This window comes from Pseudomonas reactans, assembly GCF_013387025.1.
GTDB lineage: Bacteria > Pseudomonadota > Gammaproteobacteria > Pseudomonadales > Pseudomonadaceae > Aquipseudomonas > Aquipseudomonas reactans.
This window is the reverse complement of the sequence record NZ_JACAQP010000001.1, coordinates 293,454-315,147: the sequence shown is the minus strand read 5'-3', so window position 1 is coordinate 315,147 and position 21,694 is coordinate 293,454. Positions and strand designations below refer to the sequence as shown.

The window sequence follows — 21,694 nt, the reverse complement described above, 5'->3', positions numbered from 1 at the left end:
CCCGGCTTGAATCCGTGGGCCGCCGCCACGCGCCATCCATGGCGCGGGGCGGCTAACCCGGCGTCCTGCCGGGTTACCCACGGATTCAAGCCTGCGTTCGGCCAGCGTGTTTGATGGGGCGCCTGAGATCAAAAGCAAGATCAAGAGCGGCTCGCTTCGCATCGTGGTTAGCGGTAAGTCAGCGTCTACAGGGCCAGTAGCCTCTCGCCCAATTGGCCGTTATCCGCCAGCGCCAGAAACTCATCGCCCAGCCGTTGGCTCTCGCTCATCGCGGTCTGCCAGTACTTGTTGCGGCTTGGGTCGTCGCCCATGAAGCGCTTGAAGTCACTGCGATCCGGCAGTTTGCCGTGGGGCAGGCGGGCGAGGTAGTCCTTGGACGGCGCCAGCAGCAATACATCCTGCAAACCCTGCGGGTTGCTGCGTCGCCATGGCAGGCCCTTGTCGAACCAGCCGGGGATGACCCGATCGGTGAAGTGCGGGTACAGCACGATATCGTCGCCGTGGTAGGGCAGATCAAGGTGATAGTCCAGCAGGCCGCCGTCGCGGTAGGTGCCGGCGCCTGCACCCGGCAGGTCGCGCACGCCTTGCATCACCATGGGAATCGAGCCCGAGGCCAGCAGGGCCTGGCGCAGGTTGCTCAATTCCAGGGCCAGGAAGCGCGACGGGAAATCCTTCAGGGGATGCACCGGTGGCGCCTGGCGGGGGTCGTGGATGATCAGCCGTTCAAAGTGTCGAGACAGTCGCGCGCGGCCGCGCAGGTTGTCGGCGATCACAGACGACAAGCCCAGCCCGAGCCGTCCACGGTGGTCATCGGCAAGCAGGCCGTGGCTCTTGACCACCATGATGTTGAGGCGATAGTCCGGGTTGTCGAGCACCCGTGCATCGCGACCGGCCAGCAGGTCGTCGAGCATGCGCTGGCAGCTCTGGCTGACCTCGGCCATGGTCACGCCTTTGGCAAAGCGTTGCTCGTTGTACAGGCGCCCGAGGTCCAGCAGGCCTTGCACCGGGTCGGGCAGGCACGCGCTGGCAAACCGCCAGGAGCCGATGGACGCACCGACCAGAGCCCGCTCCCGTGGCGCGCGGGGTAACCAGTCGCCGAACAGCGCCAGGTCCAATCCCTGGATACCCAGAGCCTTGGGGCCGCCGGCTGCGCCGGGCAGGATGCCGACGTCGGCCGGCATGAGACCTTGCTCGCGAATGCGGGCAAAAGCGCGTTTGCCGGCCTTGAGCGTCAGTGCGGGAAACTTGATGTGGATGGCTGTCATACCGGTCTCTGTTCGAGCGAGCGGGGCATTATAGAAAATCTCGCGGAATGTGTGAAAAGGCCTTGCAGGGAATTGCCATGGTGGCAATTCAGTTTCAGTTAAGTTGCAGCGCGTACGGTGACCGGCGTAGGAAAACATCCTGTAACGGAGACTTATCATGAAGCGCCTCACCGCGCTGTTTGCTGCCGGTATCATCGCCCTCACGGCGATCCAGGCCCGAGCCGTGGACCCCGACAAGCCACTGAAAGTGCCTGCCACTGTTACTATTGTCGCCTTCGATCACCTGGAAGCCACGGCCCTCGCCCTGCACCCCGGTTCGACACTGCTGGACACCGACCTGGACGAGGCCTACGGCAAGTACGTCTACGAGGTCGAATTGGAGGATGCCCAGGGCATCGAATGGGATGTTGAATTGGACGCGCTCACCGGGCGGGTTCTCAAGAATCATCAGGATACGTAATGAAGGTAAATTTACGCGCCGGCAGTCGAGTGGCGCTGCTGCTCATGGCATTCTGCTCCAGCCTGGCGGCCCGCGACCTCAATCAGGATGAGGCCTTGGCGCTGCGTCAGCAGGGGGTGATCCTGCCGCTGGAGCAACTGTTGCAACAGGCCATGGCACGCTACCCCGGTTCGCGCCTGCTGGAGGCTGAGCTGGAAAAGAAACACGGCCAATATGCCTATGAAGTTGAACTGGTGACCACCGAAGGCGTGGTGCGCGAGATCAAGCTGGACGCCAGCACCGGTGTGCTGATCAAAGACGAGGAAGATTGATGCGCCTGCTCTTGGTGGAAGATAACGTGCCCCTGGCCGATGAGCTGCTGGCCGGGCTGCAACGCCAGGGCTATGCCGTCGACTGGCTCGCCGATGGTCGCGACGCCGCGTACCAGGGGCGCAGCGAACCCTATGACCTGATTATCCTCGACCTCGGTTTGCCGGGCCTGCCTGGACTTGAGGTGCTCGCGCAATGGCGCGCTGCTGCGCTGGCCACCCCGGTCCTGGTGCTTACCGCCCGTGACTCCTGGGCCGAGCGCATCGAAGGGCTCAAGGCGGGCGCCGATGATTACCTGAGCAAACCCTTTCACCCCGAGGAGCTGCACCTGCGCATTCAGGCGTTGTTGCGCCGCTCCCATGGCCAGGCCAACCAACCCACCTTGCAAGCGGCTGGCCTGCACCTGGACGAAGGCCGTCAGTGCGTGCTGCGCGATGGCGCGGAAATCCAACTGACCGCCGCCGAGTTTCGCCTGTTGCGCTACTTCATGCTGCACCCCGAACAGATCCTGTCCAAAAGCCACTTGGCCGAACATTTGTACGACGGTGAGACCGAGCGCGACTCCAATGTGCTGGAAGTCCACGTCAACCACCTGCGCCGCAAATTGGGCCGCAGCGTGATCGAAACCCGGCGCGGCCAGGGTTACCGGTTTGGCGCCAGCCCTGCATGAAGTCCATCCAGCGACGCCTGAGCCTGGGGCTGATCAGTGTGATGGTGATCGTCGGCGTGGTGCTGGCACAAACCAGCTTGTGGTTGTTTGAGGCCGGTTTGCAGCGTTACCTGGAAGCCGGCTTGCGCAACGACGCCGAAAACCTGTTGGTGGCGCTGGTGCGTGGACCCAATGGCGTGCAGTTGGATGAACAACGCCTGTCGCCAGCCTACCAGCGTCCGTTTTCCGGGCATTACTTCCGCATCGACTTTGCCGATACCCACTGGCGTTCGCGCTCGCTGTGGGATCAGGAGCTGCCGCGCCTGCCCGAAGCCGGAATCAAGGGCAATCTGCAACTGGGACCAGAAGGCCAGCAGTTGCTGGTGCTGCGTTCGGACTACAAGCGCTTCGGCCAGTCGATTTCCATCAGCGTGGCCCAGGACTACACCCCGGTGCGGGAAAGTTTCCGTCTCATGCGTCAGATCGGTCTGGTGCTCGGGCTGGCGGCGCTGCTGCTCGTGCTGATCCTGCAACGGGTCACCGTGCGCCGGGCCTTGCGCCCGTTGGAAACCGCGCGCAACCAGATCGCCCAACTGCAACAGGGCCAGCGTTCACAGCTCGACACCCAGGTGCCGCTGGAACTGGAGCCGCTGGTGGCGCAGATCAACCACCTGCTGGCTCACACCGAAGACAGCCTCAAGCGTTCGCGCAATGCCCTGGGCAACCTCGGCCATTCCCTCAAGACTCCGCTGGCGGTACTGTTGAGCGCCGCGTCGAGCGAGGCGCTGAAGGATCGTCCCGAACTGAGCAAGCTGTTGCGCGATCAGTTGGAGCAGGTGCAACAACGTCTCAACCGTGAGCTCAACCGCGCGCGCCTGGCCGGGGAAACCCTGCCGGGCGCGCTGTTTGATTGCGAAAAAGAACTGCCCGGCCTGCTTGCCACTCTCAACATGATCCACGGCGAACACCTGGACCTGAGCTACCACGCTGCGCCCAGCCTGCAATTGCCCTGGGACCGTGAAGACCTGTTGGAGCTGCTTGGCAATCTCCTGGATAACGCCTGCAAATGGGCGGATGCCGAGGTGCGCTTGAGCGTCACCGAGGCCGAGCACAGCTACTTGTTGGCGGTGGAAGATGATGGCCCCGGCATTCCTGAAACCCAACGTGACCAGGTGTTCAGCCGGGGCACGCGCCTGGATGAACAGACCGATGGTCATGGCCTGGGGTTGGGGATCGTGCGGGACATCGTCGAGGTGTGGGGCGGGGTGTTGCAGTTGCAGGAAAGCGAGTTGGGCGGGCTGAAAGTGTTGATCGAATTGCCGAAGCGTCAGGGGTAAGCCTGTCGCTCCGACAAGGGTCTGATCACACCCTGAACTGATCCATCAAGCCCTGCTGCTGATTCGCCAGGCTGTTCAGCGCCTGGCTCACCCGTGCCGATTCATTCGCCTGTTCCGACAGCGACTCGGTCACATCGCGAATGGTCGCCACATTGCTGTTGATCTCCTCGGCCACGGCGCTTTGTTCTTCGGCGGCGCTGGCGATCTGCAGGTTCATGTCGCTGATCACCGTCACGGCATCGCCAATCTGGCGCAGCGCCGTCACGGCTTGCCCCACCTGTTCGACACTGCCCTGGGCCTGGCGATAGCTGTTGCCCATGGAACCGACCACCTCTTCGGTGCCGCTTTGCAGGTGCTCGATGACCACGCGGGTTTCTTCCACCGACTCCTGGGTGCGCTGCGCCAGGTTGCGCACTTCGTCGGCCACCACCGCAAAGCCACGGCCGGCCTCACCGGCGCGGGCGGCTTCGATGGCGGCGTTGAGGGCGAGCAGGTTGGTCTGCTCGGCAATGCCGCGAATCACTTCGAGCACCGAACCGATTTTTTCGCTGTTGACGGCCAGGCCTTCGACCTGGGTCATGGCCGTGCTCATGTCCGCCGCCAACTCCCCAATATTGCGTGTGGTGTGGTCGATCACCTTCAAGCCCTCACGGGTGGCCTGGTCGGCGTCGCGCGCGGCTTGTGCCGCCTGGGCAGCGCTGCGCGCCACGTCTTGGGCCGTGGCACTCATCTCATGGGACGCGGTGGCCACCTGGTCGACCTGGCGGTATTGCTGTTCCATGCCAGCGCTGGTTTCAGTGGCAATGGCGGCGGATTGATCCGCAGTGCCACGAGCGTCCTGCACCGAGCGCTTTACCTCGGCAATGATCGGTTGCAGCTTGTCGAGGAAGCGGTTGAACCAGCCGGCCAACTGGCCCAGCTCATCCTGTTTGTCGTAGGCCAGGCGGCGGGTGAGGTCGCCTTCACCGCTGGCGATGTCTTCCAGCATGCGGGCCACGCCGAGGATCGGGCGGGTCACGCTGCGAGCCATCAACCACACCAGGATCAAGCCGACCACGGCAGCCAGCAGGCCCAGGCCCAGTTCCAGCAAGGTGCCACGGGTGTTATCGGCGTCCATCTGTGCCTTCAGCGCTTCAGCCGGGCCGACCAGGACTTTCTCCGGCACATCGAGCAACACGCCCCAGGACTTGCCGTCCGGGATTGGCGCGAACGGTGCCAGTACCTTCAACTGGTGGTCAGTCCGCAGGCTACGGATTTGCGTGCTGCTGGCCAGGGCGCCGATCAATTGCGCACCGTTGGCGGTATCGACCTGATCCAGGCGCTGGCTGAGCTTGCTCGCGTCCGGGCTGTAGCCGGCGAGCAAACCGGTAGGGCTGAGGATGCTGACTTGGGTCTGGCCGTCGTACAGCTTCTGGCTGGCCTGTTGGCTCACGGCCTGCAGGCTGTTGAGGTTGATGTCCACCGACAGCGAGGCGATGACTTTGCCGTTGACCATCAACGGGAAGACGATGCTGGTCATCAGCACGTTTTGCCCGTTGATTCTGTAGAAATACGGTTCGATCACGCACGGCTTGAGCGTGGTGCGTGGGCAGGTGAACCAGGCGTTGGCCTTTTCACCGCTGGGGCCGACGCTGGTGTCGGACATGTCGCTTTCCGGCAGTGCCATCGGCTCCAGCTTGCCGGGTGTCGGTTGCGACCAGTACAGGGCGAAGCGGCCTTTGTCGTTACTGCCCAACTCGGCCTGGCCGGCGAACAGCTCATCCTTGCCGTCCAGGGCGTTGGCTTCGAATACCAGGGACAGGCCGAGCAAATCCGGGTTGGCCTGCAACGCAGCCTTGACCTGGCGAGTCAGGTCTTCGCGGGTGTCGAAAGCGTCGAGAAAGCGCTTCTCGGCCTGCTCACGCAAGAACAGCACTTGGCGGGAAAAACCATGGCCGTACTGATAGGCGTCCATGAATTGGCGACGAATGCCCAATGCCTGTACTTCGCCTTGGGCCTCGATGCGCGCCTGGGCGGCCTCATCCAGCATCTGCATGCTGGATGCCTTGACCTGCTGCGAACTCTGCTCCATGCGATACAACGACAGACCCACCAGCAGGGTCACGATTCCCAGCAGGCAGAGGCCAGCGAGCAGGGTGATTTTCCATTGAATGGAGAGCTGTCTGAGGGACATCGAGGAGCATCCTTAAACCTGAAAACACAGAGAGTCAGGTTATCGGCCGTTTTTTTTGAATCTTTATCATTTAAACGTTCAATTTAAACCTGAAAGCGGCGCCGTTTTTTGACATGCGGCGCCGCCTGCTGCAAAGTGCGCGCCCTCTAATAAGACCTCCTTCAAGCCTGCACGCTGGCTGCCACCCCATGGCCGCCTGGGCGCGGGCATGCCTGTTTTTTAAGTTTTCTGCTTGAGGTAACCATGATTAACGCAGTCATTGCCGCGGTCGGCACCATGCTGGTGCTCAGTTTGTCCCGCGTGCATGTGGTCATCGCCATCATTGTCGGCGCCCTGGTGGGTGGCTTGACCGGTGGCCTGGGCATCGACGCCACGCTCAAGGCCTTCAACGGCGGCTTGGGCGGTGGTGCAACCGTTGCATTGTCCTACGCCTTGCTCGGCGCTTTCGCCGTGGCGATTGCTAAATCCGGCCTGGCCCACGCCTTGGCTGACAAGGCGCTGTTGCTGGTGGACCGTCAGGAGGCCAGCGGCGGCAATCACGTCAAATGGCTGCTGATCGGCTTGCTGTGGGTGGTGGCGATTGCCTCGCAGAATATTCTGCCGATCCACATCGCGTTCATTCCGTTGCTGGTGCCGCCGCTGCTGTACGTGCTGACCAAGCTGCAACTGGACCGCCGCCTGATCGCCTGCGTGATGACCTTCGGCCTGATCACGCCCTACATGTTCCTACCGGTAGGCTTTGGCAATATCTTCCTCAACCAGATCCTGCTGGCCAACGTGGCCAAGAGCGGCGTGGACATCAGCCAGGTCAACGTCACCCACGCCATGAGCCTGCCGGCGCTGGGCATGGTGGTGGGCCTGCTGGTGGCAGTGTTTATCAGCTACCGCAAGAAGCGCGTATACGACCTGGAGAAAATCGAGCGCGTCGAGCAAGTGGCGGTGCAGTACAACCCGCTGACCCTGCTGGTGGCCGGCCTGGCGATTGCCTCGGCGTTCATCATCCAGCTGTGGCTGGACTCGATGATCATCGGCGCCCTGGCCGGGTTCCTGATTTTCTCGGTTTCGGGCATCGTGCGCTGGCGCGACACCGACGACCTGTTCACCGAAGGCATGAAGATGATGGCCATGATCGGCTTCATCATGATCGCCTCCTCGGGTTTCGCCGAAGTGCTCAAGGCCACGGGCGACGTGCGCTCGCTGGTGGAAACCTCGGCGGCGTTCATCGGCCACAACCGTGGTGTCGGCGCGTTGTTGATGTTGCTGGTGGGCCTGTTGGTGACCATGGGCATCGGCTCGTCGTTCTCCACGGTGCCGATTCTGGCCGCGATTTTTGTGCCGCTGTGCGTGCAACTGGGCTTCAGCCCGGTGGCCATCGTGTGCATCGTCGGCACGGCCGGCGCCCTGGGTGATGCTGGTTCGCCGGCCTCGGACTCTACCCTCGGCCCGACCTCCGGCCTGAATGTCGACGGTCAGCACCACCATATCTGGGACACAGTGGTACCGACGTTCCTGCACTACAACATCCCCCTGCTGGCGTTTGGCTGGCTGGCCGCCATGACGCTCTGACCCCATTCCCTGTAGGAGCGAGCTTGCTCGCGAAGAACTTGAGAACGCCGCTGAGTGTCAGGTTCCCCGCGTCATCGTTGACGTTCTTCGCGAGCAAGCTCGCTCCTACAGAGAATTTGTGTATGGCCGATAACCTCTCAAGTCGCCACGAATAAGAGAGAGAAAAGCCATGCGTCTGAGCCTCAAGGCCAAAGTCCTGTCCCTCGCCGTAGTGCCGGTGTTGCTGTTTGCCGTAGTCATCAGCCTGACCACCGTGTGGATCCTGCAGGGGCAGGCGCGCAACGAGGTGGATGAAACCCGCCAGCGCCTGCTCAACGACGCCAAGGCCACGCTGCAAAGTTACGTCGAGGTGGCCATGACCACCATCAAGCCGCTCTACGACGCGGCGGCCCCCGGCGATACCGCCGCCCGCGCCCAAGTGGTCAAGCTCCTGTCGAACACCAGTTATGGCAAGGACGGTTACTTCTTCGGCTACGACTCCGAGACCATCCGCCTGTTCAAGGGCAACAGCCCCGACGGCGTGGGCAAGAGCTTCAAAGACAACCGCGACCCCAATGGCGTGTACGTCAACCGTGACCTGGTCAAGGTCGGCAAGGACGGCACTCACTACCTGCAATACAGCTCGACCCAGCCCGGCCAGACCGAACTGGTGCCCAAGCTCGGCTACACCGAATACCTGCCGAAATGGGACATGGTCATCGGCACCTCGGTGAACCTGGATGGCATCGAAGCCCAGGTGGCGGTGGTCGAAGCCAAGGTGCAGAAGCGCATGGAGGGCGTGCTGCTGAGCATTCTCGGCGTGGCGGTGGTGGTGCTGTTGGTGATCGCGGCCGTGGGCATGTTGCTGGCCAATACCATCCTGCGTCCGCTGCACCTGATGAAAGCCAACCTCGACGACATTGCGGCCGGCGAAGGTGACTTGACCCGCCGCCTGGCCATCACCAGCCAGGACGAACTGGGTGACCTGGCGGGCGCGTTCAACCGGTTTGTCGACAAGATCCACGGCCTGGTGCGCCAGATCACCGAGATGACCAGCCAACTCACCGGCCTGGTCAGCCAGGTCTCCGATCAAGCCCAGCGCTCCGAACAGGCCATGGAACGCCAGCGCCACGAGACCGATCAGGTCGCCACTGCGATCAACCAGATGTCCTCGGCCGCGCACGAAGTGGCGCGCAGTGCCCAAGGTGCCTCCGTGGCTGCCCAGCAAACCGACGCCGAAGGGCAGGCTGCCAAGCGTGTGGTGGACGGCAGCATCGCGCAGATCCATGCACTGGTGAACGATATCCGTAGCAGCGGCGTATCCCTCGACAGTCTGCAGCAGGATGTGGCTTCCATTGTCAGTGTGCTCAGCGTGATCCGCTCCATCGCCGAGCAGACCAACCTGCTGGCGCTCAACGCCGCCATCGAAGCGGCGCGAGCAGGGGAGGCCGGACGTGGTTTTGCGGTAGTCGCCGATGAAGTACGCGCCCTGGCCAGCCGCACACAGACCAGCACCCAGGAAATCCAGGGCATGATCGACCGCCTGCAAAAAGGCACCGAGGCTGCGGTGGAGGCCATGCGCCGTTCCAGCGATGCCGGCGACGGCACCTCGGCCCAGGCCAACGAAGCCGGGGCGTCTTTGGACACCATGGCCCAGTTGATCGGCACCATCAATTCGATGAACGCCCAGATTGCCAGCGCCGCCGAAGAGCAGACCGCCGTGGCCGAAGAGATCAACCGCAGCGTGCATCAGATTGCCGTGGCGGTGGACAGCGTGGCCGATGAGACCCAACTGGGCGCCCAGACGTCCCGCAGCCTGGCGGATCTGGGCCAGCGCCTGGGGCAGTTGGTCGGCCAGTTCCGGATCTGATAATTCATAGGTAAAGCGTATGTTTGCCTAACGTTAATACGAATATACCTATCACCGCCCCTCAGTGAGACTTGAGCCCCAACCACAACAGGGGCTCATCTCATGTCACTTGTCGACCCGCTTCAGCGCCTGGCTGAACTCGATACCAACACGGTTTCCGATGCACTGGATTTCCTGCAACTGACGGGCGCGGTGGTCGGCATCCGGCCATTGTGGGACTGTCCCAAAGTGGTCGGCCGGGCCAGCACCGTCAAGCTGGCCCCCAAGACCGATGATGCGCCCACGGCGCACCTGATCTCCCCGGTGATCGACGCCATTACCACGCATGACCGCGTGCTGGTGATTGCGGGGGGGATCGATGGCATCTCCTGCTGGGGCGACATCATCGCCAACGCCGCCGTCGCCAAGCACATCCGGGGTTCGGTGATCGACGGTTTCAGCCGTGACATCGACGGCAGCGCGTCCATTGGTTATCCGGTATATGGCCGTGGCGTGACCATGATCAGCGCGCGTAACCGCGTGGTGCAGGTGGATTCCGGTGTAACCCTCAACGTAGGCGGTGTTGACGTCTCGGAAGATGACTTCGTGATCGCCGACCGCTGCGGCACGGTGTTCATCCCGGCTGCTTTGATCGAGCAGGTGCTCGACCTGGGCGAGCGCATCGCCGCCCGTGAAGCCGGCATGGTCGACGCCGTGCGCACTGGCCGCTCGGTCGCCGACGTGATGCACGACAGCCAATTCGAAGCCATCCGTGTGGAGTCTGCCCGATGAACGATCAACAGCTGGTGGCCCTGTTCGAAGGGCTGGACACCCCTGGTGTCTCGGACGCCATGGACAAGCTGGGCATTCCTGGCCAGTGCCTGGGCATCGCGCCGTTGGATAACTACCGTGGCACTGTGGTCGGTCCGGCGTTTACCGTGCAATACGTACCGGCCAACACACCGCCGGGCTCGGTGGGCGACTTCATCGAAGACGTGCTGCCAGGGGATGTGGTGGTCATCGCCAACGCCGGGCGCACCGACTGCACAGTGTGGGGCGACATCATGACCCAGTACGCCGGCGCGCGCGGGATTGCCGCCACGGTGATCGACGGCGTGTGCCGCGACGTCAGCAAAGCCCTGGGCGATGGCTACCCGATGTTCACCCGAGGCCGCTACATGCGTACCGGCAAGGACCGCGTCGAAGTGCTGTCGGTGAACCAGCCGGTGGCGATCAGCGAAACCCGCGTGTGCGCCCGGGACATCGTAGTGGCCGACGCCAACGGCGTGCTGGTGGTGCCCCGCGCTCGTGCCGCTGAAGTGGCGCAGGTCGCACGGCAGATCGAAGCGGTGGAGTCGCAGATCCGCGCACAGATCGAGGCAGGCAAGACGTTGAAGCAGGCCCGTGAATCCCTGGGGTATCACACCTTGCAGAGGAAGCATCCGTGATCATTCTGAATAAGCGCCTGGCCCAGGCGCAACCGTCCGCCACCTACCGCATCATCGACCGCGTCGCCGCGCGCCGGGCCGAAGGCGCAACCATCATTTCATTGTGCGCTGGAGAGCCGGATTTCGACACGCCGGAGCACATTCGCCAGGCCGGCATCGAAGCGATCCGCAACGGCCATACGCGCTACACCCAGGTCGCTGGCGTGCGGGCTCTGCGCGCAGCGGTGGCGGAGAAATTCCGTCGCGAAAACGGCCTGGACGTGACCTGGCAAGACACCCTCGTCAGCAACGGCGGCAAGCATGTGATCTACAACGCACTCGCCGCCACTCTGAACGACGGCGACGAAGTGATCGTGCCCGCGCCGTACTGGGTCAGTTACCCGGAAATGGTCGAGCTGTGTGGCGGCACGTCGAAGATTGTGCCGTGCAGCGCCGAGGACGGCTTCAAGCTGACCCCGGCCGCGCTCGACCAGGCGATCACCCCCAGCACCCGCTGGCTGATCCTCAACTCACCGTCCAACCCGACGGGCGCCGTCTACAGTCGCCCGCAATTGCGGGCGCTGGCCGACGTGTTGCTCAAGCATCCCCATGTGCTGGTGCTGGCGGATGATATCTACGAGCATCTGCTGTTCGACGACCAGGCCTTCCACACCTTGGCCCAGGTAGAGCCGCGTCTGGTGCCTCGGGTGCTGACCATGAACGGCGTCTCCAAGGCCTACGCCATGACCGGCTGGCGCATCGGCTTTGCCACCGGCCCGCGCTGGCTGCTGGAGGCCATGGAGAAACTCCAGGGCCAGCAGACCTCGGGGGCCAGCGCGATTTCCCAGCATGCCGCCATTGCTGCCTTGAACGGGCCACAGGACTTTATCCACCAGTCAAGGGCGGTCTTCGAGACGCGCCGCGACTTGGTCGTGTCCCTGCTCAATGCCACGCCTGGATTGGAATGCATCCGCCCAAGCGGCGCGTTCTACGCCTTTGCCTCTTGCGCCGGACTACTGGGGCGCACCACGGCCGCCGGCACCTTGCTGGAGACAGACGAGGATGTCGCCCACGCCTTGCTCGACGAAGCCAACGTGGCCGTGGTGCACGGCAGCGCCTTCGGCCTGGCGCCGTACCTGCGGATCGCCTATGCCTTGGATGAGGATTCGTTGCGCCGGGCCTGTGCGGCGATCCACCGGTTCTGTGCGGCGACGCGTTAGCTGTGTCACGTCATCTGGATCAACGTCTTCAAGATCGTGCTTTCGGTCGAGATGGTTTTCGCGTTCGCCTGGTAATTGCTCTGGGCCTTGATCAGCTCGACCAGCTCGTTGGTCAGGTTGACGTTGGAGTTCTCCAGCGCGTTGGCCTTGATTGAGCCCAGGGTGCCGGCTTGCGGGGTGTCGTAACCCGGTTGACCCGAGGCGAACGTCTCTCTCCAGGCGGTTCCGCCAGCCGGTTGCAGGCCCTGTTCATTGTTGAAGCTGGCCAGGGAAATCTGGCCGATGGCCTTGCTTTGCTGGTTGCTGAAGGTGGCGAACAGAACACCGCTGCCGTCGATTTTCAGGCCGGTGATCTGGCCGGTAGCGTAGCCATCGGTGATCGGTGGATTGCGGTAAGTGGCCGAGTTGTATTGGGTGATGTTGGCCATGTTGACGGCGATGCCTGCCGGGTTGGTGTCTGCACCGTTTGCCTTCCACACGCCGTTGGTCACCGTGCCGGGGACCCAGCCGGCAACGGTCAGGGTCTTGTCGGACACGCCGGCGGTCACGACGCTGGTGAGCTTGCCGGCACCGTCGAAGGTCAATGTCGACGGCACGGGTGGGGTGGAAGGTGTGCCGGTGGGCGCAGAGCCGTTCGGGTTGCGCCCGTCGATGAGGGTGTAGGCATTCCACTTGTTGCCGTCGGTTTTCACCAGGTATTGCACCATCGGGTGCGCGTTGCCCTGGGAGTCGTACAACGTGGTGCTGTACTGGGTGCTGAAGGTGCTGGTGTCGTTCGGGTTGAACGGCTTGGCGGCCTGGTCGATCGCCGGCACCGATGCATTCAGGTTGCTGGTCGAGTCGACTTTGGTAGAGGCCTTCGGCGGCAGGCTGGCCAGGTTCAATTGCAGGTCGACCAGGCCGCCCTTGGCGATCTTGCCGTTGGCATCCGCTGCGTAGCCCTGCAGGCGCGAGGTGCCGGTATTGTTGGTGATGTAGCCGTCCTTGTCGGCACGGAAAGCGCCGCTGCGGGTGTACTCCAGCGATCCGTCTCGGGTCTTCTGTACGAAGAAACCACCGCCCTGGATGCCCATGTCCAAGGTGCCGCCGGTGGTATTGACGTCACCCTGGGTGAACCGTTGGGACACCGCTGCCAGGTTCACACCGTTGCCGATGCTGTTCTGGCCGGTGCCCAGTTTCGTGGCGGCGTAGATGTCCGCGAACTCTGCCCGGGATGCCTTGAAACCGGTGGTCGCGACGTTGGCGATATTATTGCCCGTCACGTCCATCTGCTTGTTGGCGGCGTGGAGACCGCTAAGGCCAATATTGAAAGACATATCAACTCCTTCTGGTGCCGTTGCTGTTCAAGGCTGGGAAGGGCTGAGTGTGCGCAATGCGCATGGACGTTTGCGGGAGGCTGTGTGGAGAAAGGGTGGAGGCCGGGATTAATTTGCCCGGCGCTCTATCAGAGGTCGCGCATCAGCAGGCCAAAGCGCAGGTCCATCTCGGCGGGGAGTCGCAGGTAGACGGTGTGCCCGTCCCCCGGCGCGACGTCGATGGCATCGCCTTTGGTGTTGTTCAAGATGGCCAGGTCGAAGTGGAAATTGCCGGCGGGGGTCATCAATTCCAGGTGATTACCCACAGCGAAGCGGTTCTTCACCTTGACCTCGGCCAGCTCGCCCCGGCGTTCGCCGGTCAGCTCGCCGACGAACTGCTGGCGTTCCGACACGGAGCTGCCTTTCTGGTAATTCTGGTATTCATCGTGCACATGGCGACGCAGGAAACCTTCGGTGTAGCCGCGCTGGGCCAGGGATTCGAGGTTAGTCATCAGGGTGCGGTCGAAGGCGCGACCGGCCACTGCATCATCGATGGCCTGGCGATACACCTGAGTGGTGCGCGCGCAGTAGAAGTGCGACTTGGTGCGGCCTTCGATCTTCAGTGAGTGCACGCCCATCCGGGTCAGGCGCTCCACATGCTGCACGGCGCGCAGGTCCTTGGCGTTCATGATGTAGGTGCCGTGTTCGTCCTCGAAGGCGGGCATCTGTTCATCGGGGCGGTTGGCTTCCTGGAGCAGGAACACCTGATCGGTGGGCGCGCCAATGCCCAGGGTGGGCTGGCATTGCTGGACGATATCCCCCGTGGCGTTTTCCACCGCGGGGGTGGCCTGGTATTTCCAGCGACAAGCATTGGTGCACGTGCCCTGGTTGGCATCGCGCTTGTTCATGTAGCCCGAGAGCAGGCAGCGCCCGGAATAGGCCATGCACAGGGCACCGTGCACAAACACTTCCAGCTCCATGGCCGGTACCTGCTGGCGGATCTCGTCGATCTCTTCCAGCGACAATTCCCGCGACAGGATCACCCGGCTGATGCCTTGCTCCTGCCAGAACTCCACGCTGGCCCAGTTCACCGTATTGGATTGCACCGACAAATGGATCGGCATCTGTGGAAAGTGCCGGCGCACCAGCATGATCAGCCCAGGGTCGGACATGATCAGCGCGTCCGGGCCCATGGCGATCACCGGCGCCAGGTCCTTGAGGAAGGTCTTCAGCTTGGCGTTGTGCGGCGCGATGTTCACCACCACATAAAAGCGCTTGCCCAGGGCATGGGCTTCCTTGATGCCGAGGGCCAGGTTGGCGTGGTCGAACTCGTTATTGCGCACCCGCAGGCTGTAGCGCGGCTGGCCGGCGTAGACCGCATCGGCGCCGTAGGCAAAGGCGTAGCGCATGTTTTTCAGGGTGCCGGCGGGGGCGAGCAGTTCGGGGGCGAGGATCGGAGGCATGGGCACGGGTCGCAAAAGGTCGCGAAGGTAGCCGAGCGGCGAGGGCGGTTTATTGATCCAGGTCGTCCTTTGGGCTTTTTGTATCGCTGTGTATCGGCAGGGGCTGTGGATACGTATCGATTTATCCGCGCGGTTTTCCGACACAGGCGCGATACCTCAGGGGCTTTTAATTGATTCCAACGAGGCACATCGCCTCCAACCCTGAGAACCTGGAGTCAACCACCATGAACACCAAAGCCATCTACGCCGCCTGCCTGTTTGCCGCCCTCAACGTGTGCACCTTGTCGGCTCATGCCGAGGCTGTCACCGCGCAAACCTACAACTACGGCACCCACCTGGACATCAAGCGTGTCGTGTCGATGAGTCAGGATTCTCAGCCCGCCTGCGGCGTGGTGAATGCGCGCATGACCTACCTGGACTCCCACGACAAGACCCAGGTGCTGGATTACCTCAAGTTCGGTGACGGTTGCGTCGGCGATAACTGAGTCCTTCCAGCCATAAGGTGAACGTCATGCTACTGATCGCATTCCTGGGCGGCATCCTGACCGTCCTCAGCCCTTGTATCCTGCCGGTGGTGCCGTTTCTGTTCGCCGGCGTCGACCGCACCCGCCGTTCGATTCTGTTGACCCTCGGCGGCATGGTCCTGACCTTCGCGCTGGTGTCCAGCCTGGCGGTGGTCAGCACGGAGTGGGTGATACAGGCCAATAACACCGGCCGCCACGTGGCACTGATCGTGATGGGGCTGTTTGCGCTGTCGCTGATCTCGGCGCGGGTCGGTGGCTGGCTGGCGCGCCCCTTCGTGTTATTGGGCAACCGTATCGATCCTGATAGCCGCACGCTGTCCGGTCCGCTGAAGTCGGTGATGATCGGCGTCGCCACAGGCCTGCTGTGGGCGCCCTGCGCCGGGCCGATCCTGGGGGTGATCCTGACCAGTGCGATGCTGCAAGGCGCCAATGCGCAGACCAGCCTGTTGCTGGTGGCCTACGGCCTGGGCAGCGCCTTGTCCTTGGGCGCGCTGATTTTTGCCGGGCGTGGCCTGGTCAATCGACTCAAGGCGTCCATTCCGGTGACCGGTTGGCTGCGCCGTGGGGCCGGGGTGGCGGTACTGGCGGCGGCCGTGGTGATCTCCACTGGCGCCGACAAAACCGTGCTGGCCGGTACTTCATCCGAAGGTGTTAGCAGCCTGGAAAAAGGCGTGCTGGAAAACGTGCCCAAAGTGCTGGATTACGTGGTGAGCAAGGTCAAGGCCGACCCGGCGCGGGACAATGCCAAGGGCGCCATGCCGTCGCTGGCCGGCGCGGTCGAGTGGCTCAACTCGCCTGAACTCACCCGCGAATCCCTGAAAGGCAAAGTGGTGCTGGTGGACTTCTGGACCTACGACTGCATCAACTGCCAGCACACGCTGCCCTATGTGAAACAATGGGCGAAGAAATACGAGAAGGACGGCTTGGTGGTGATCGGCGTCCACACCCCGGAATACGGTTATGAGCGCATCATCGGCAACGTCAAGGACCAGGTGCGCAAGCTGGGTATCACCTACCCGGTGGCCATCGACAACAACTATGCGATCTGGCGCAACTTCGACAACCAGTACTGGCCCGCCCATTACCTGGTCGACGCCAAGGGGCAGGTGCGTTACACCCATTTTGGCGAAGGTCGTTATGACGCGCAGGAGCAGATGATCCAGACGCTGTTGAAGGAGGCGAAGGGGATTCAGTGAGGCGGTCTATGCTTGTGCGATAACCGAGGGCACTCCCAGGTTTCGCTGCGGACTAAGCAACAGGGCCTACATGGGCCCGTTGCTTTTCTGACATGGACCGGACATGAATCAAACCAACCTGCAATTCAAGACCTTGCTGTTACTGCTGGGCCTGGTGACCATCGCGTTTATCTGGATATTGCTGCCGTTCTACGGCGCGGTGTTCTGGGCGGTGATCCTCGGCATCATCTTTGCCCCGATGCAGCGGCGCCTGCAGCAGCGCTTTGGCTGGAACCGCAACTTCACTTCCCTGGCGACCTTGAGTGCCTGCCTGATCATCGCGATCCTGCCGGTGATCATCACCAGTGCCTTGCTGGTGCAGGAGGGCGCGACGCTTTACAAGAACATCGAAAGCGGCAAGCTGGACGTGGCGGGGTATATCGAGCAGTTCAAGAATGTGTTGCCGCCTTACTTCCAGCACCTGCTGGACCGTTTTGGCATGGGCAACCTGGAAGGGTTGCGCGAGAAGATCGTCAAGAGCGCGATGCAGGGCAGCCAGTTCTTTGCCACGCAGGCGTTCAGCTTTGGCCAGGGTACGTTTGATTTCCTGGTGAGCTTTTTCATCATGCTCTATCTGTTGTTCTTCCTGCTGCGCGATGGCCCGGAGCTGGTGCGCAAGGTGCGCACGGCGGTGCCCTTGGCCGAGCCGCAGAAGCGCCGGTTGCAACTCAAATTCAATCGGGTGGTGCGTGCCACGGTCAAGGGCAACGTATTGGTCGCCGTGACCCAAGGCGCGCTCGGCGGGTTGATCTTCTGGTTCCTGGACATTCCCAGCGCGTTGCTCTGGGCGGTGCTGATGGCCTTTCTGTCGCTGTTGCCAGCGGTGGGTGCGGGGATTGTCTGGGGGCCGGTGGCCGCCTACTTCCTGTTGAGCGGCGCCATCTGGCAAGGCGTGGTGCTGGCGCTGTTTGGGGTGTTTGTGATCGGCCTGGTGGACAACGTGCTGCGCCCGATTCTGGTGGGCAAGGACACCAAAATGCCGGATTACCTGATCCTGATCTCGACCTTGGGCGGTTTGTCGGTGTTTGGCTTGAACGGCTTTGTGATCGGGCCGCTGGTGGCGGCGTTGTTCATGTCCAGTTGGGCGTTGTTTGTGGAAAGCAAGCCGCGAGTCAAGCTGCCGTTGCCTTAAAAATCAGCTTCAAGCTTCGAGCTTGAGGCATGCCGCTGCTTCTCGGCTGCTCTTGAAAGGACCGCTGATGGCTTCGCCGTCGCGTACCAGGTACCAGCAGGCGAGCAAACCCAGCTTGCGAAGCGGGGCGGGAACGGCGCTGCCGATGACGGACATGATCTGAATAGTGGGCATAAGGACCTCCAATCGCTATGGGGGTCACTTTACGGGGCAGGCTGGCGTAGCAAAAATCACCCGTCTCGATAGTCGTCATCGACGCGAGGCGTCAGTCCACCACTTGATCGAGCATGTTCACCACTTCCTGCTCACTGAGCAAACCCTTGCGCACCAGGTTTTCCGCCAGCAGCGCAAGGAATTTGGCGCTACGGTGGCCTTCCAGGTGCTTGAGTTCGGTGAGGGCGCTGTAGACCTTGCTGGACGTACAAAGGCCAGCGGTGCGGTGCGGGTTTTGCGTGGGCATGGTCAGTCGTCCTTGTTGTTATTGGGTGGACAGGGTCGATAGTGGAAGTAAGTTGTGACACAAACATGACAGCGCGAGGCCCGATTGGGCAAGTAGACATTGGCTTCGATGATGTGCGATTTCGCGCCGGGCATTGTCCTCAGAGCGACCTTGACGCCCTGAATCCGGACTTTTCAGACAAAAAAGGCCCCGCAATCCTGCGAGGCCTGTTTCAGACGATTCGGTTACCAGCCGCGGCCGTAATAGCCGTGAGGAGGGCCGTAGTAGCCGCGCGGTGGACCGTAATACCCACGCGGTGGGCCGTAGTAGACCGGTGCCGGGCGGTAATACACCTGCTGCTGCACATACACCGGTGGCGGCGGTGCGTAGTAGACCGGCGGCGGCGCGGCATACACAGGCTGCGGTTGCACATACACCGGCTGCTGCACGTAGACCTCACGCGGCTGGCTGGCAACCACGGAGCCCACGACGGCTGCACCGACTAAAGCACCCAATACGGCCGGGCCACCCCAACCACCACCGTGGGCGGAGGCTTGGCCTGCCATCGCGAGTGCGCCAACCAGCAAGGCGATCTTGGGGATTGTACGAATCATGGTCATTCCTCGGTTAGCCCCAGCGCTTGTGGTCTGCAATCAATAGACTCAAGTAATGTCGCGGGGATACTTTTAAGACAACGTATTTCTGAAAAACAGCACAGCCGCTAGGTAAAGGTTGTGTAAGGTCTGTACCCAATTGCTTACTCAAAGGAGTTACCCATGCAGATGCACCCCAACAAGGACACCCAACTGTGCATGTCGCTGTCGGCGCGCCCCGGGAATTTCGGCCTGCGGTTTCATAACCACCTGTACGAACAGCTGGGTCTGAACTTCTACTATAAAGCCTTCAGCAGCCAGGACTTGCCCGGCGCGATCGGTGGTATCCGCGCGCTGGGCGTGCGGGGTTGCGGGGTTTCCATGCCGTTCAAGGAAGCTGCCATTGCCTTAGTGGACGAACTCGACGATTCGGTTCAAGCCATCGACTCCCTCAATACCATCGTCAACACCGACGGGCACCTCAAGGCCTACAACACCGACTACATCGCCATCGAACAGTTGCTGAAAAAGCACGCAGTGCCCAAGGAATCTACCTTCGCCCTGCGCGGTAGCGGCGGCATGGCCAAGGCCGTGGCCAGTGCGTTGCGGGATGGCGGCTATGCCAATGGCGTGATTGTGGCGCGCAACGAAACCGCAGGCCGCGCACTGGCGCAGAACCTGGGGTACGAGTGGTTGGCCGAACTGGGTGACCTGCGCCCGCAGATGCTGATCAACGTGACGCCCATCGGCATGACTGGCGGCGCTGAGGCCGATGCGTTGGCATTCGACGCTGAAGCGGTGGATTGTGCCGAAACGGTATTCGATGTGGTGGCAATTCCCGCCGAAACACCGCTTATCCTGCGTGGTCGCGCCAAGGGGAAACGGGTGATTACCGGGTTGGAAGTGATCGCCATCCAGGCCCTGGAGCAATTTGTGCTCTACACCGGCGTGCGCCCGACCCCAGAGCAGTTCGAGAAAGCCGTGGCCTTTGCCCGTGCCTGACGCCTCACGGTACCCAAGTAGCGTAAGACTCCCGGCCGACGCGTTGCTGGCCTTGCAGGGCAGGGCGCCGGAACTGACCCCGGCAAGTTGCGCGCCGTGTTGAGTCAGTTGTTGGCCTAGGTCAACACGCCGCAGGTGGTTTTGCCCCATGCTCCAAGGCTCTGATTTAGAGCCTTGGAGCACCCCATGAGCGCGGCATCCTTCAAATTACCCCTGGGCCTGGTGGTCGCCGTGCTGGTGATGACCGGGGTGCTGCTGTTGCCGCTGCCCGCCGACTTGCCGGTGGCCGGGCACCGCATGCTGGCGATCCTCGCGTTTGCCGTGGTGGTGTGGATCACTGAAGCGGTGTCGTACGAAGCCAGCGCGATCATGATCACGTCGCTGATGGCCTTTCTGCTCGGCACAGCACCGTCGCTGCAAGACCCTACCCATTTGATCGGCAGCAGCCCGGCCATCAGCATGGCGCTCACCGGTTTCTCCAACCCGGCGCTGGCGCTGGTGGCGGGCGCATTGTTTATCGCCGCCGCCATGACCCACACTGGCCTGGACCGACGCATCGCCCTGGTCACCCTGAGCCGCGTCGGCACCAGCACCCGGCGCATCCTGCTGGGGGCAATTGCGGTGACTATTTTGCTCAGCCTGGTGGTGCCCAGCGCCACGGCGCGCAGTGCCTGCGTGGTGCCGATCATGATGGGCGTGATCGCCGCGTTTGGCGTGGACAAACGCTCGAACATCGCCGCCGGCATCATGATCGTGGTGGCCCAAGGCACCAGCATCTGGAACGTCGGCATCCAGACCGCCGCCGCGCAGAACCTGCTGACCGTCGGCTTCATGGACAAGATGCTCGGCCAGCGCGTGTCGTGGATCGACTGGTTGATCGCGGGGGCACCGTGGGCGTTGATCATGTCGGCGGTGTTGCTGTTCCTGGTGCTCAAGTTGCTGCCGCCGGAGACCGACAGCATTCCCGGTGGCAAGGAGGCGGTGGCGCAATCGCTGGTAGATATCGGCCCGATGACAGGCCCGCAAAAGCGCCTGTTGACGGTGTCGGTATTGTTGCTGCTGGCCTGGGCCACGGAAGGGCGTTTGCACAGTTTTGACACCACCTCGACCACGTATGCGGGGTTGGTGTTATTGTTGCTGCCGGGTATCGGTGTGATGACCTGGAAGGATGTGCAGTCGCGGATTCCGTGGGGCACGGTGATTGTGTTTGGGGTGGGTATCAGCCTGGGTACGGCGCTGTTGACCACCCAGGCGGGGCAGTGGTTGGGGGCTGCGGTGGTGGCGCACACGGGGTTGGATCAGGTTGGGCCGCTGGGGGTGTTTGCGATTCTGGGGGCGTTTTTGATCGTGATTCATTTGGGGTTTGCCAGTGCCACGGCGTTGACCTCGGCGCTGCTGCCGATTTTGATTGCGGTGTTGCAGACGTTGCCGGGGGAGTTCAGTCGGCTGGGGATGACGATGCTGTTGGGGTTTGTGATGAGTTATGGGTTTATTCTGCCGATCAATGCGCCGCAGAATATGGTGTGTCTGGGGACGGGGACGTTTACGGCGCGGCAGTTTGCCAAGGTGGGGGTTTTGGTGACGCTTGTTGGTTATTTGTTGATGTTGGTGTTTGCGGTGACTTACTGGAGTTGGTTGGGGTGGGTTTGATTGGGTTGGGTTGGGTGTATATCCGTTATTTGGGTGATGGCGGGTATTGGTTCCGCCCTTACGGCGGGTCACTTTTGGAAAAGAGCCGGAATGCCGGCCCAGCCCAAAGTAACCAAAAGGGCTCTTG

The 21,694-nt window shown here is 62.2% G+C and carries 20 protein-coding genes and 2 pseudogenes; 14 read left to right on the top strand and 8 right to left on the bottom strand.

Translation table 11 applies throughout. From position 1 onward, the window contains the following. Positions 1–185 precede the first annotated feature (185 nt). A complete protein-coding gene (locus HX793_RS01425) occupies positions 186–1,265 on the bottom strand; it encodes a patatin-like phospholipase family protein (RefSeq protein ID WP_177094192.1) in 1,080 nt (359 codons plus the stop codon). A gap of 157 nt (positions 1,266–1,422) precedes the next feature. Between HX793_RS01425 and HX793_RS01420 the strand changes: the two genes are divergently transcribed. The 4 genes from HX793_RS01420 to HX793_RS01405 are packed head-to-tail and all read left to right on the top strand — an operon-like array spanning position 1,423 to position 4,020. Next, positions 1,423–1,725, top strand: a complete 303-nt coding sequence (locus tag HX793_RS01420; protein WP_177094194.1) for a PepSY domain-containing protein — start codon at positions 1,423–1,425, stop codon at positions 1,723–1,725. Further along, complete coding sequence (locus HX793_RS01415; protein WP_177094196.1) at positions 1,725–2,036, top strand: PepSY domain-containing protein; 312 nt, start codon at positions 1,725–1,727, stop codon at positions 2,034–2,036. Before HX793_RS01420 ends, HX793_RS01415 begins: the two co-directional genes overlap by 1 nt. Next, positions 2,036–2,704, top strand: coding sequence for a response regulator transcription factor (locus HX793_RS01410; protein WP_016980045.1), 669 nt, complete (start codon positions 2,036–2,038; stop codon positions 2,702–2,704). The genes HX793_RS01415 and HX793_RS01410 overlap by 1 nt, the downstream gene beginning before the upstream one ends. Beyond that, a complete protein-coding gene (locus HX793_RS01405; protein WP_177094198.1) occupies positions 2,701–4,020 on the top strand; it encodes a sensor histidine kinase in 1,320 nt (439 codons plus the stop codon). The genes HX793_RS01410 and HX793_RS01405 overlap by 4 nt, the downstream gene beginning before the upstream one ends. A gap of 25 nt (positions 4,021–4,045) precedes the next feature. Here HX793_RS01405 and HX793_RS31915 read toward each other — a convergent pair. Together HX793_RS31915 and HX793_RS31910 are read right to left on the bottom strand one after the other, a co-directional pair. Then, positions 4,046–4,642 (bottom strand): annotated as a pseudogene (locus HX793_RS31915) (methyl-accepting chemotaxis protein); the annotation flags it as partial. A gap of 261 nt (positions 4,643–4,903) precedes the next feature. Beyond that, positions 4,904–5,974 (bottom strand): annotated as a pseudogene (locus HX793_RS31910) (methyl-accepting chemotaxis protein); the annotation flags it as partial. Between the two features lie 465 nt (positions 5,975–6,439). Here HX793_RS31910 and HX793_RS01395 point away from each other — a divergent pair. From HX793_RS01395 to HX793_RS01375, 5 genes are all read left to right on the top strand, one after another. Further along, positions 6,440–7,759 carry a Na+/H+ antiporter family protein gene (locus HX793_RS01395; RefSeq protein WP_162240118.1) on the top strand — a complete coding sequence of 440 codons (1,320 nt, stop codon included), beginning with the start codon at positions 6,440–6,442 and terminating at the stop codon, positions 7,757–7,759. A gap of 169 nt (positions 7,760–7,928) precedes the next feature. Beyond that, positions 7,929–9,608 carry a methyl-accepting chemotaxis protein CtpM gene (gene ctpM, locus HX793_RS32100; RefSeq protein ID WP_016980050.1) on the top strand — a complete coding sequence of 560 codons (1,680 nt, stop codon included), beginning with the start codon at positions 7,929–7,931 and terminating at the stop codon, positions 9,606–9,608. A gap of 102 nt (positions 9,609–9,710) precedes the next feature. Then, positions 9,711–10,379, top strand: a complete 669-nt coding sequence (locus tag HX793_RS01385; RefSeq protein ID WP_177094202.1) for an RraA family protein — start codon at positions 9,711–9,713, stop codon at positions 10,377–10,379. Then, positions 10,376–11,035, top strand: a complete 660-nt coding sequence (locus HX793_RS01380) for an RraA family protein (RefSeq protein WP_177053056.1) — start codon at positions 10,376–10,378, stop codon at positions 11,033–11,035. Before HX793_RS01385 ends, HX793_RS01380 begins: the two co-directional genes overlap by 4 nt. Further along, positions 11,032–12,234 carry a pyridoxal phosphate-dependent aminotransferase gene (locus HX793_RS01375; RefSeq protein WP_177053057.1) on the top strand — a complete coding sequence of 401 codons (1,203 nt, stop codon included), beginning with the start codon at positions 11,032–11,034 and terminating at the stop codon, positions 12,232–12,234. The genes HX793_RS01380 and HX793_RS01375 overlap by 4 nt, the downstream gene beginning before the upstream one ends. Before the next feature lie 5 nt (positions 12,235–12,239). Here the strand turns inward: HX793_RS01375 and flgE are convergent, their stop codons facing one another. Together flgE and trhP are read right to left on the bottom strand one after the other, a co-directional pair. After that, entirely contained in the window at positions 12,240–13,550 is a 1,311-nt protein-coding gene (gene flgE / locus HX793_RS01370) for a flagellar hook protein FlgE (RefSeq protein WP_016980054.1), read from the bottom strand. Positions 13,551–13,678: 128 nt separating this feature from the next. Continuing rightward, positions 13,679–14,992 (bottom strand): prephenate-dependent tRNA uridine(34) hydroxylase TrhP, encoded by a 1,314-nt coding sequence (gene trhP, locus HX793_RS01365; protein WP_177094203.1) that lies wholly within the window; start codon positions 14,990–14,992, stop codon positions 13,679–13,681. Between the two features lie 224 nt (positions 14,993–15,216). Between trhP and HX793_RS01360 the strand changes: the two genes are divergently transcribed. The 3 genes from HX793_RS01360 (at position 15,217) to HX793_RS01350 (ending at position 17,883) form a co-directional block, all read left to right on the top strand. After that, positions 15,217–15,477, top strand: a complete 261-nt coding sequence (locus HX793_RS01360; RefSeq protein ID WP_016980056.1) for a DUF2790 domain-containing protein — start codon at positions 15,217–15,219, stop codon at positions 15,475–15,477. 26 nt (positions 15,478–15,503) lie between these two features. Next, positions 15,504–16,712, top strand: a complete 1,209-nt coding sequence (locus tag HX793_RS01355; protein ID WP_177094205.1) for a cytochrome c biogenesis protein DipZ — start codon at positions 15,504–15,506, stop codon at positions 16,710–16,712. A gap of 103 nt (positions 16,713–16,815) precedes the next feature. Then, complete coding sequence (locus HX793_RS01350) at positions 16,816–17,883, top strand: AI-2E family transporter (protein ID WP_177053060.1); 1,068 nt, start codon at positions 16,816–16,818, stop codon at positions 17,881–17,883. Positions 17,884–17,892: 9 nt separating this feature from the next. Here HX793_RS01350 and HX793_RS01345 read toward each other — a convergent pair whose 3' ends face one another. The 3 genes from HX793_RS01345 to HX793_RS01335 all read right to left on the bottom strand — a co-directional run bounded on the left by HX793_RS01345 (position 17,893) and on the right by HX793_RS01335 (position 18,942). Next, positions 17,893–18,057 (bottom strand): hypothetical protein, encoded by a 165-nt coding sequence (locus HX793_RS01345; protein ID WP_177053061.1) that lies wholly within the window; start codon positions 18,055–18,057, stop codon positions 17,893–17,895. 91 nt (positions 18,058–18,148) lie between these two features. Beyond that, the gene (locus tag HX793_RS01340; RefSeq protein ID WP_010211349.1) at positions 18,149–18,343 is read right to left on the bottom strand and encodes a hypothetical protein; all 195 of its coding nucleotides are present in this window, start codon (positions 18,341–18,343) and stop codon (positions 18,149–18,151) included. Positions 18,344–18,567: 224 nt separating this feature from the next. Further along, positions 18,568–18,942 carry a hypothetical protein gene (locus HX793_RS01335; RefSeq protein WP_016980060.1) on the bottom strand — a complete coding sequence of 125 codons (375 nt, stop codon included), beginning with the start codon at positions 18,940–18,942 and terminating at the stop codon, positions 18,568–18,570. A 156-nt stretch (positions 18,943–19,098) separates the two neighbouring features. On the opposite strand from HX793_RS01335, the gene HX793_RS01330 reads away from it, so the two are divergent. After that, positions 19,099–19,917, top strand: coding sequence for a shikimate 5-dehydrogenase (locus tag HX793_RS01330; protein WP_177053062.1), 819 nt, complete (start codon positions 19,099–19,101; stop codon positions 19,915–19,917). A 186-nt stretch (positions 19,918–20,103) separates the two neighbouring features. Continuing rightward, positions 20,104–21,567, top strand: coding sequence for a DASS family sodium-coupled anion symporter (locus tag HX793_RS01325; RefSeq protein ID WP_177053063.1), 1,464 nt, complete (start codon positions 20,104–20,106; stop codon positions 21,565–21,567). Positions 21,568–21,694 lie beyond the last annotated feature (127 nt).

Excerpts from the sequence above, each read along its gene's own strand:
- HX793_RS01380 (WP_177053056.1), top strand. The coding sequence starts at position 10,376 with ATGAACGATCAACAGCTGGTGGCCCTGTTCGAAGGGCTGGACACCCCT.
- HX793_RS01335 (WP_016980060.1), bottom strand. The coding sequence starts at position 18,942 with ATGACCATGATTCGTACAATCCCCAAGATCGCCTTGCTGGTTGGCGCA.
- HX793_RS01415 (WP_177094196.1), top strand. The coding sequence starts at position 1,725 with ATGAAGGTAAATTTACGCGCCGGCAGTCGAGTGGCGCTGCTGCTCATG.
- HX793_RS01410 (WP_016980045.1), top strand. The coding sequence starts at position 2,036 with ATGCGCCTGCTCTTGGTGGAAGATAACGTGCCCCTGGCCGATGAGCTG.
- HX793_RS01360 (WP_016980056.1), top strand. The coding sequence starts at position 15,217 with ATGAACACCAAAGCCATCTACGCCGCCTGCCTGTTTGCCGCCCTCAAC.
- HX793_RS01345 (WP_177053061.1), bottom strand. The coding sequence starts at position 18,057 with ATGCCCACTATTCAGATCATGTCCGTCATCGGCAGCGCCGTTCCCGCC.
- flgE (WP_016980054.1), bottom strand. The coding sequence starts at position 13,550 with ATGTCTTTCAATATTGGCCTTAGCGGTCTCCACGCCGCCAACAAGCAG.
- HX793_RS01325 (WP_177053063.1), top strand. The coding sequence starts at position 20,104 with ATGAGCGCGGCATCCTTCAAATTACCCCTGGGCCTGGTGGTCGCCGTG.
- HX793_RS01420 (WP_177094194.1), top strand. The coding sequence starts at position 1,423 with ATGAAGCGCCTCACCGCGCTGTTTGCTGCCGGTATCATCGCCCTCACG.
- HX793_RS01350 (WP_177053060.1), top strand. The coding sequence starts at position 16,816 with ATGAATCAAACCAACCTGCAATTCAAGACCTTGCTGTTACTGCTGGGC.
- HX793_RS01385 (WP_177094202.1), top strand. The coding sequence starts at position 9,711 with ATGTCACTTGTCGACCCGCTTCAGCGCCTGGCTGAACTCGATACCAAC.
- HX793_RS01330 (WP_177053062.1), top strand. The coding sequence starts at position 19,099 with ATGCAGATGCACCCCAACAAGGACACCCAACTGTGCATGTCGCTGTCG.
- trhP (WP_177094203.1), bottom strand. The coding sequence starts at position 14,992 with ATGCCTCCGATCCTCGCCCCCGAACTGCTCGCCCCCGCCGGCACCCTG.
- ctpM (WP_016980050.1), top strand. The coding sequence starts at position 7,929 with ATGCGTCTGAGCCTCAAGGCCAAAGTCCTGTCCCTCGCCGTAGTGCCG.
- HX793_RS01340 (WP_010211349.1), bottom strand. The coding sequence starts at position 18,343 with ATGCCCACGCAAAACCCGCACCGCACCGCTGGCCTTTGTACGTCCAGC.
- HX793_RS01425 (WP_177094192.1), bottom strand. The coding sequence starts at position 1,265 with ATGACAGCCATCCACATCAAGTTTCCCGCACTGACGCTCAAGGCCGGC.
- HX793_RS01355 (WP_177094205.1), top strand. The coding sequence starts at position 15,504 with ATGCTACTGATCGCATTCCTGGGCGGCATCCTGACCGTCCTCAGCCCT.
- HX793_RS01405 (WP_177094198.1), top strand. The coding sequence starts at position 2,701 with ATGAAGTCCATCCAGCGACGCCTGAGCCTGGGGCTGATCAGTGTGATG.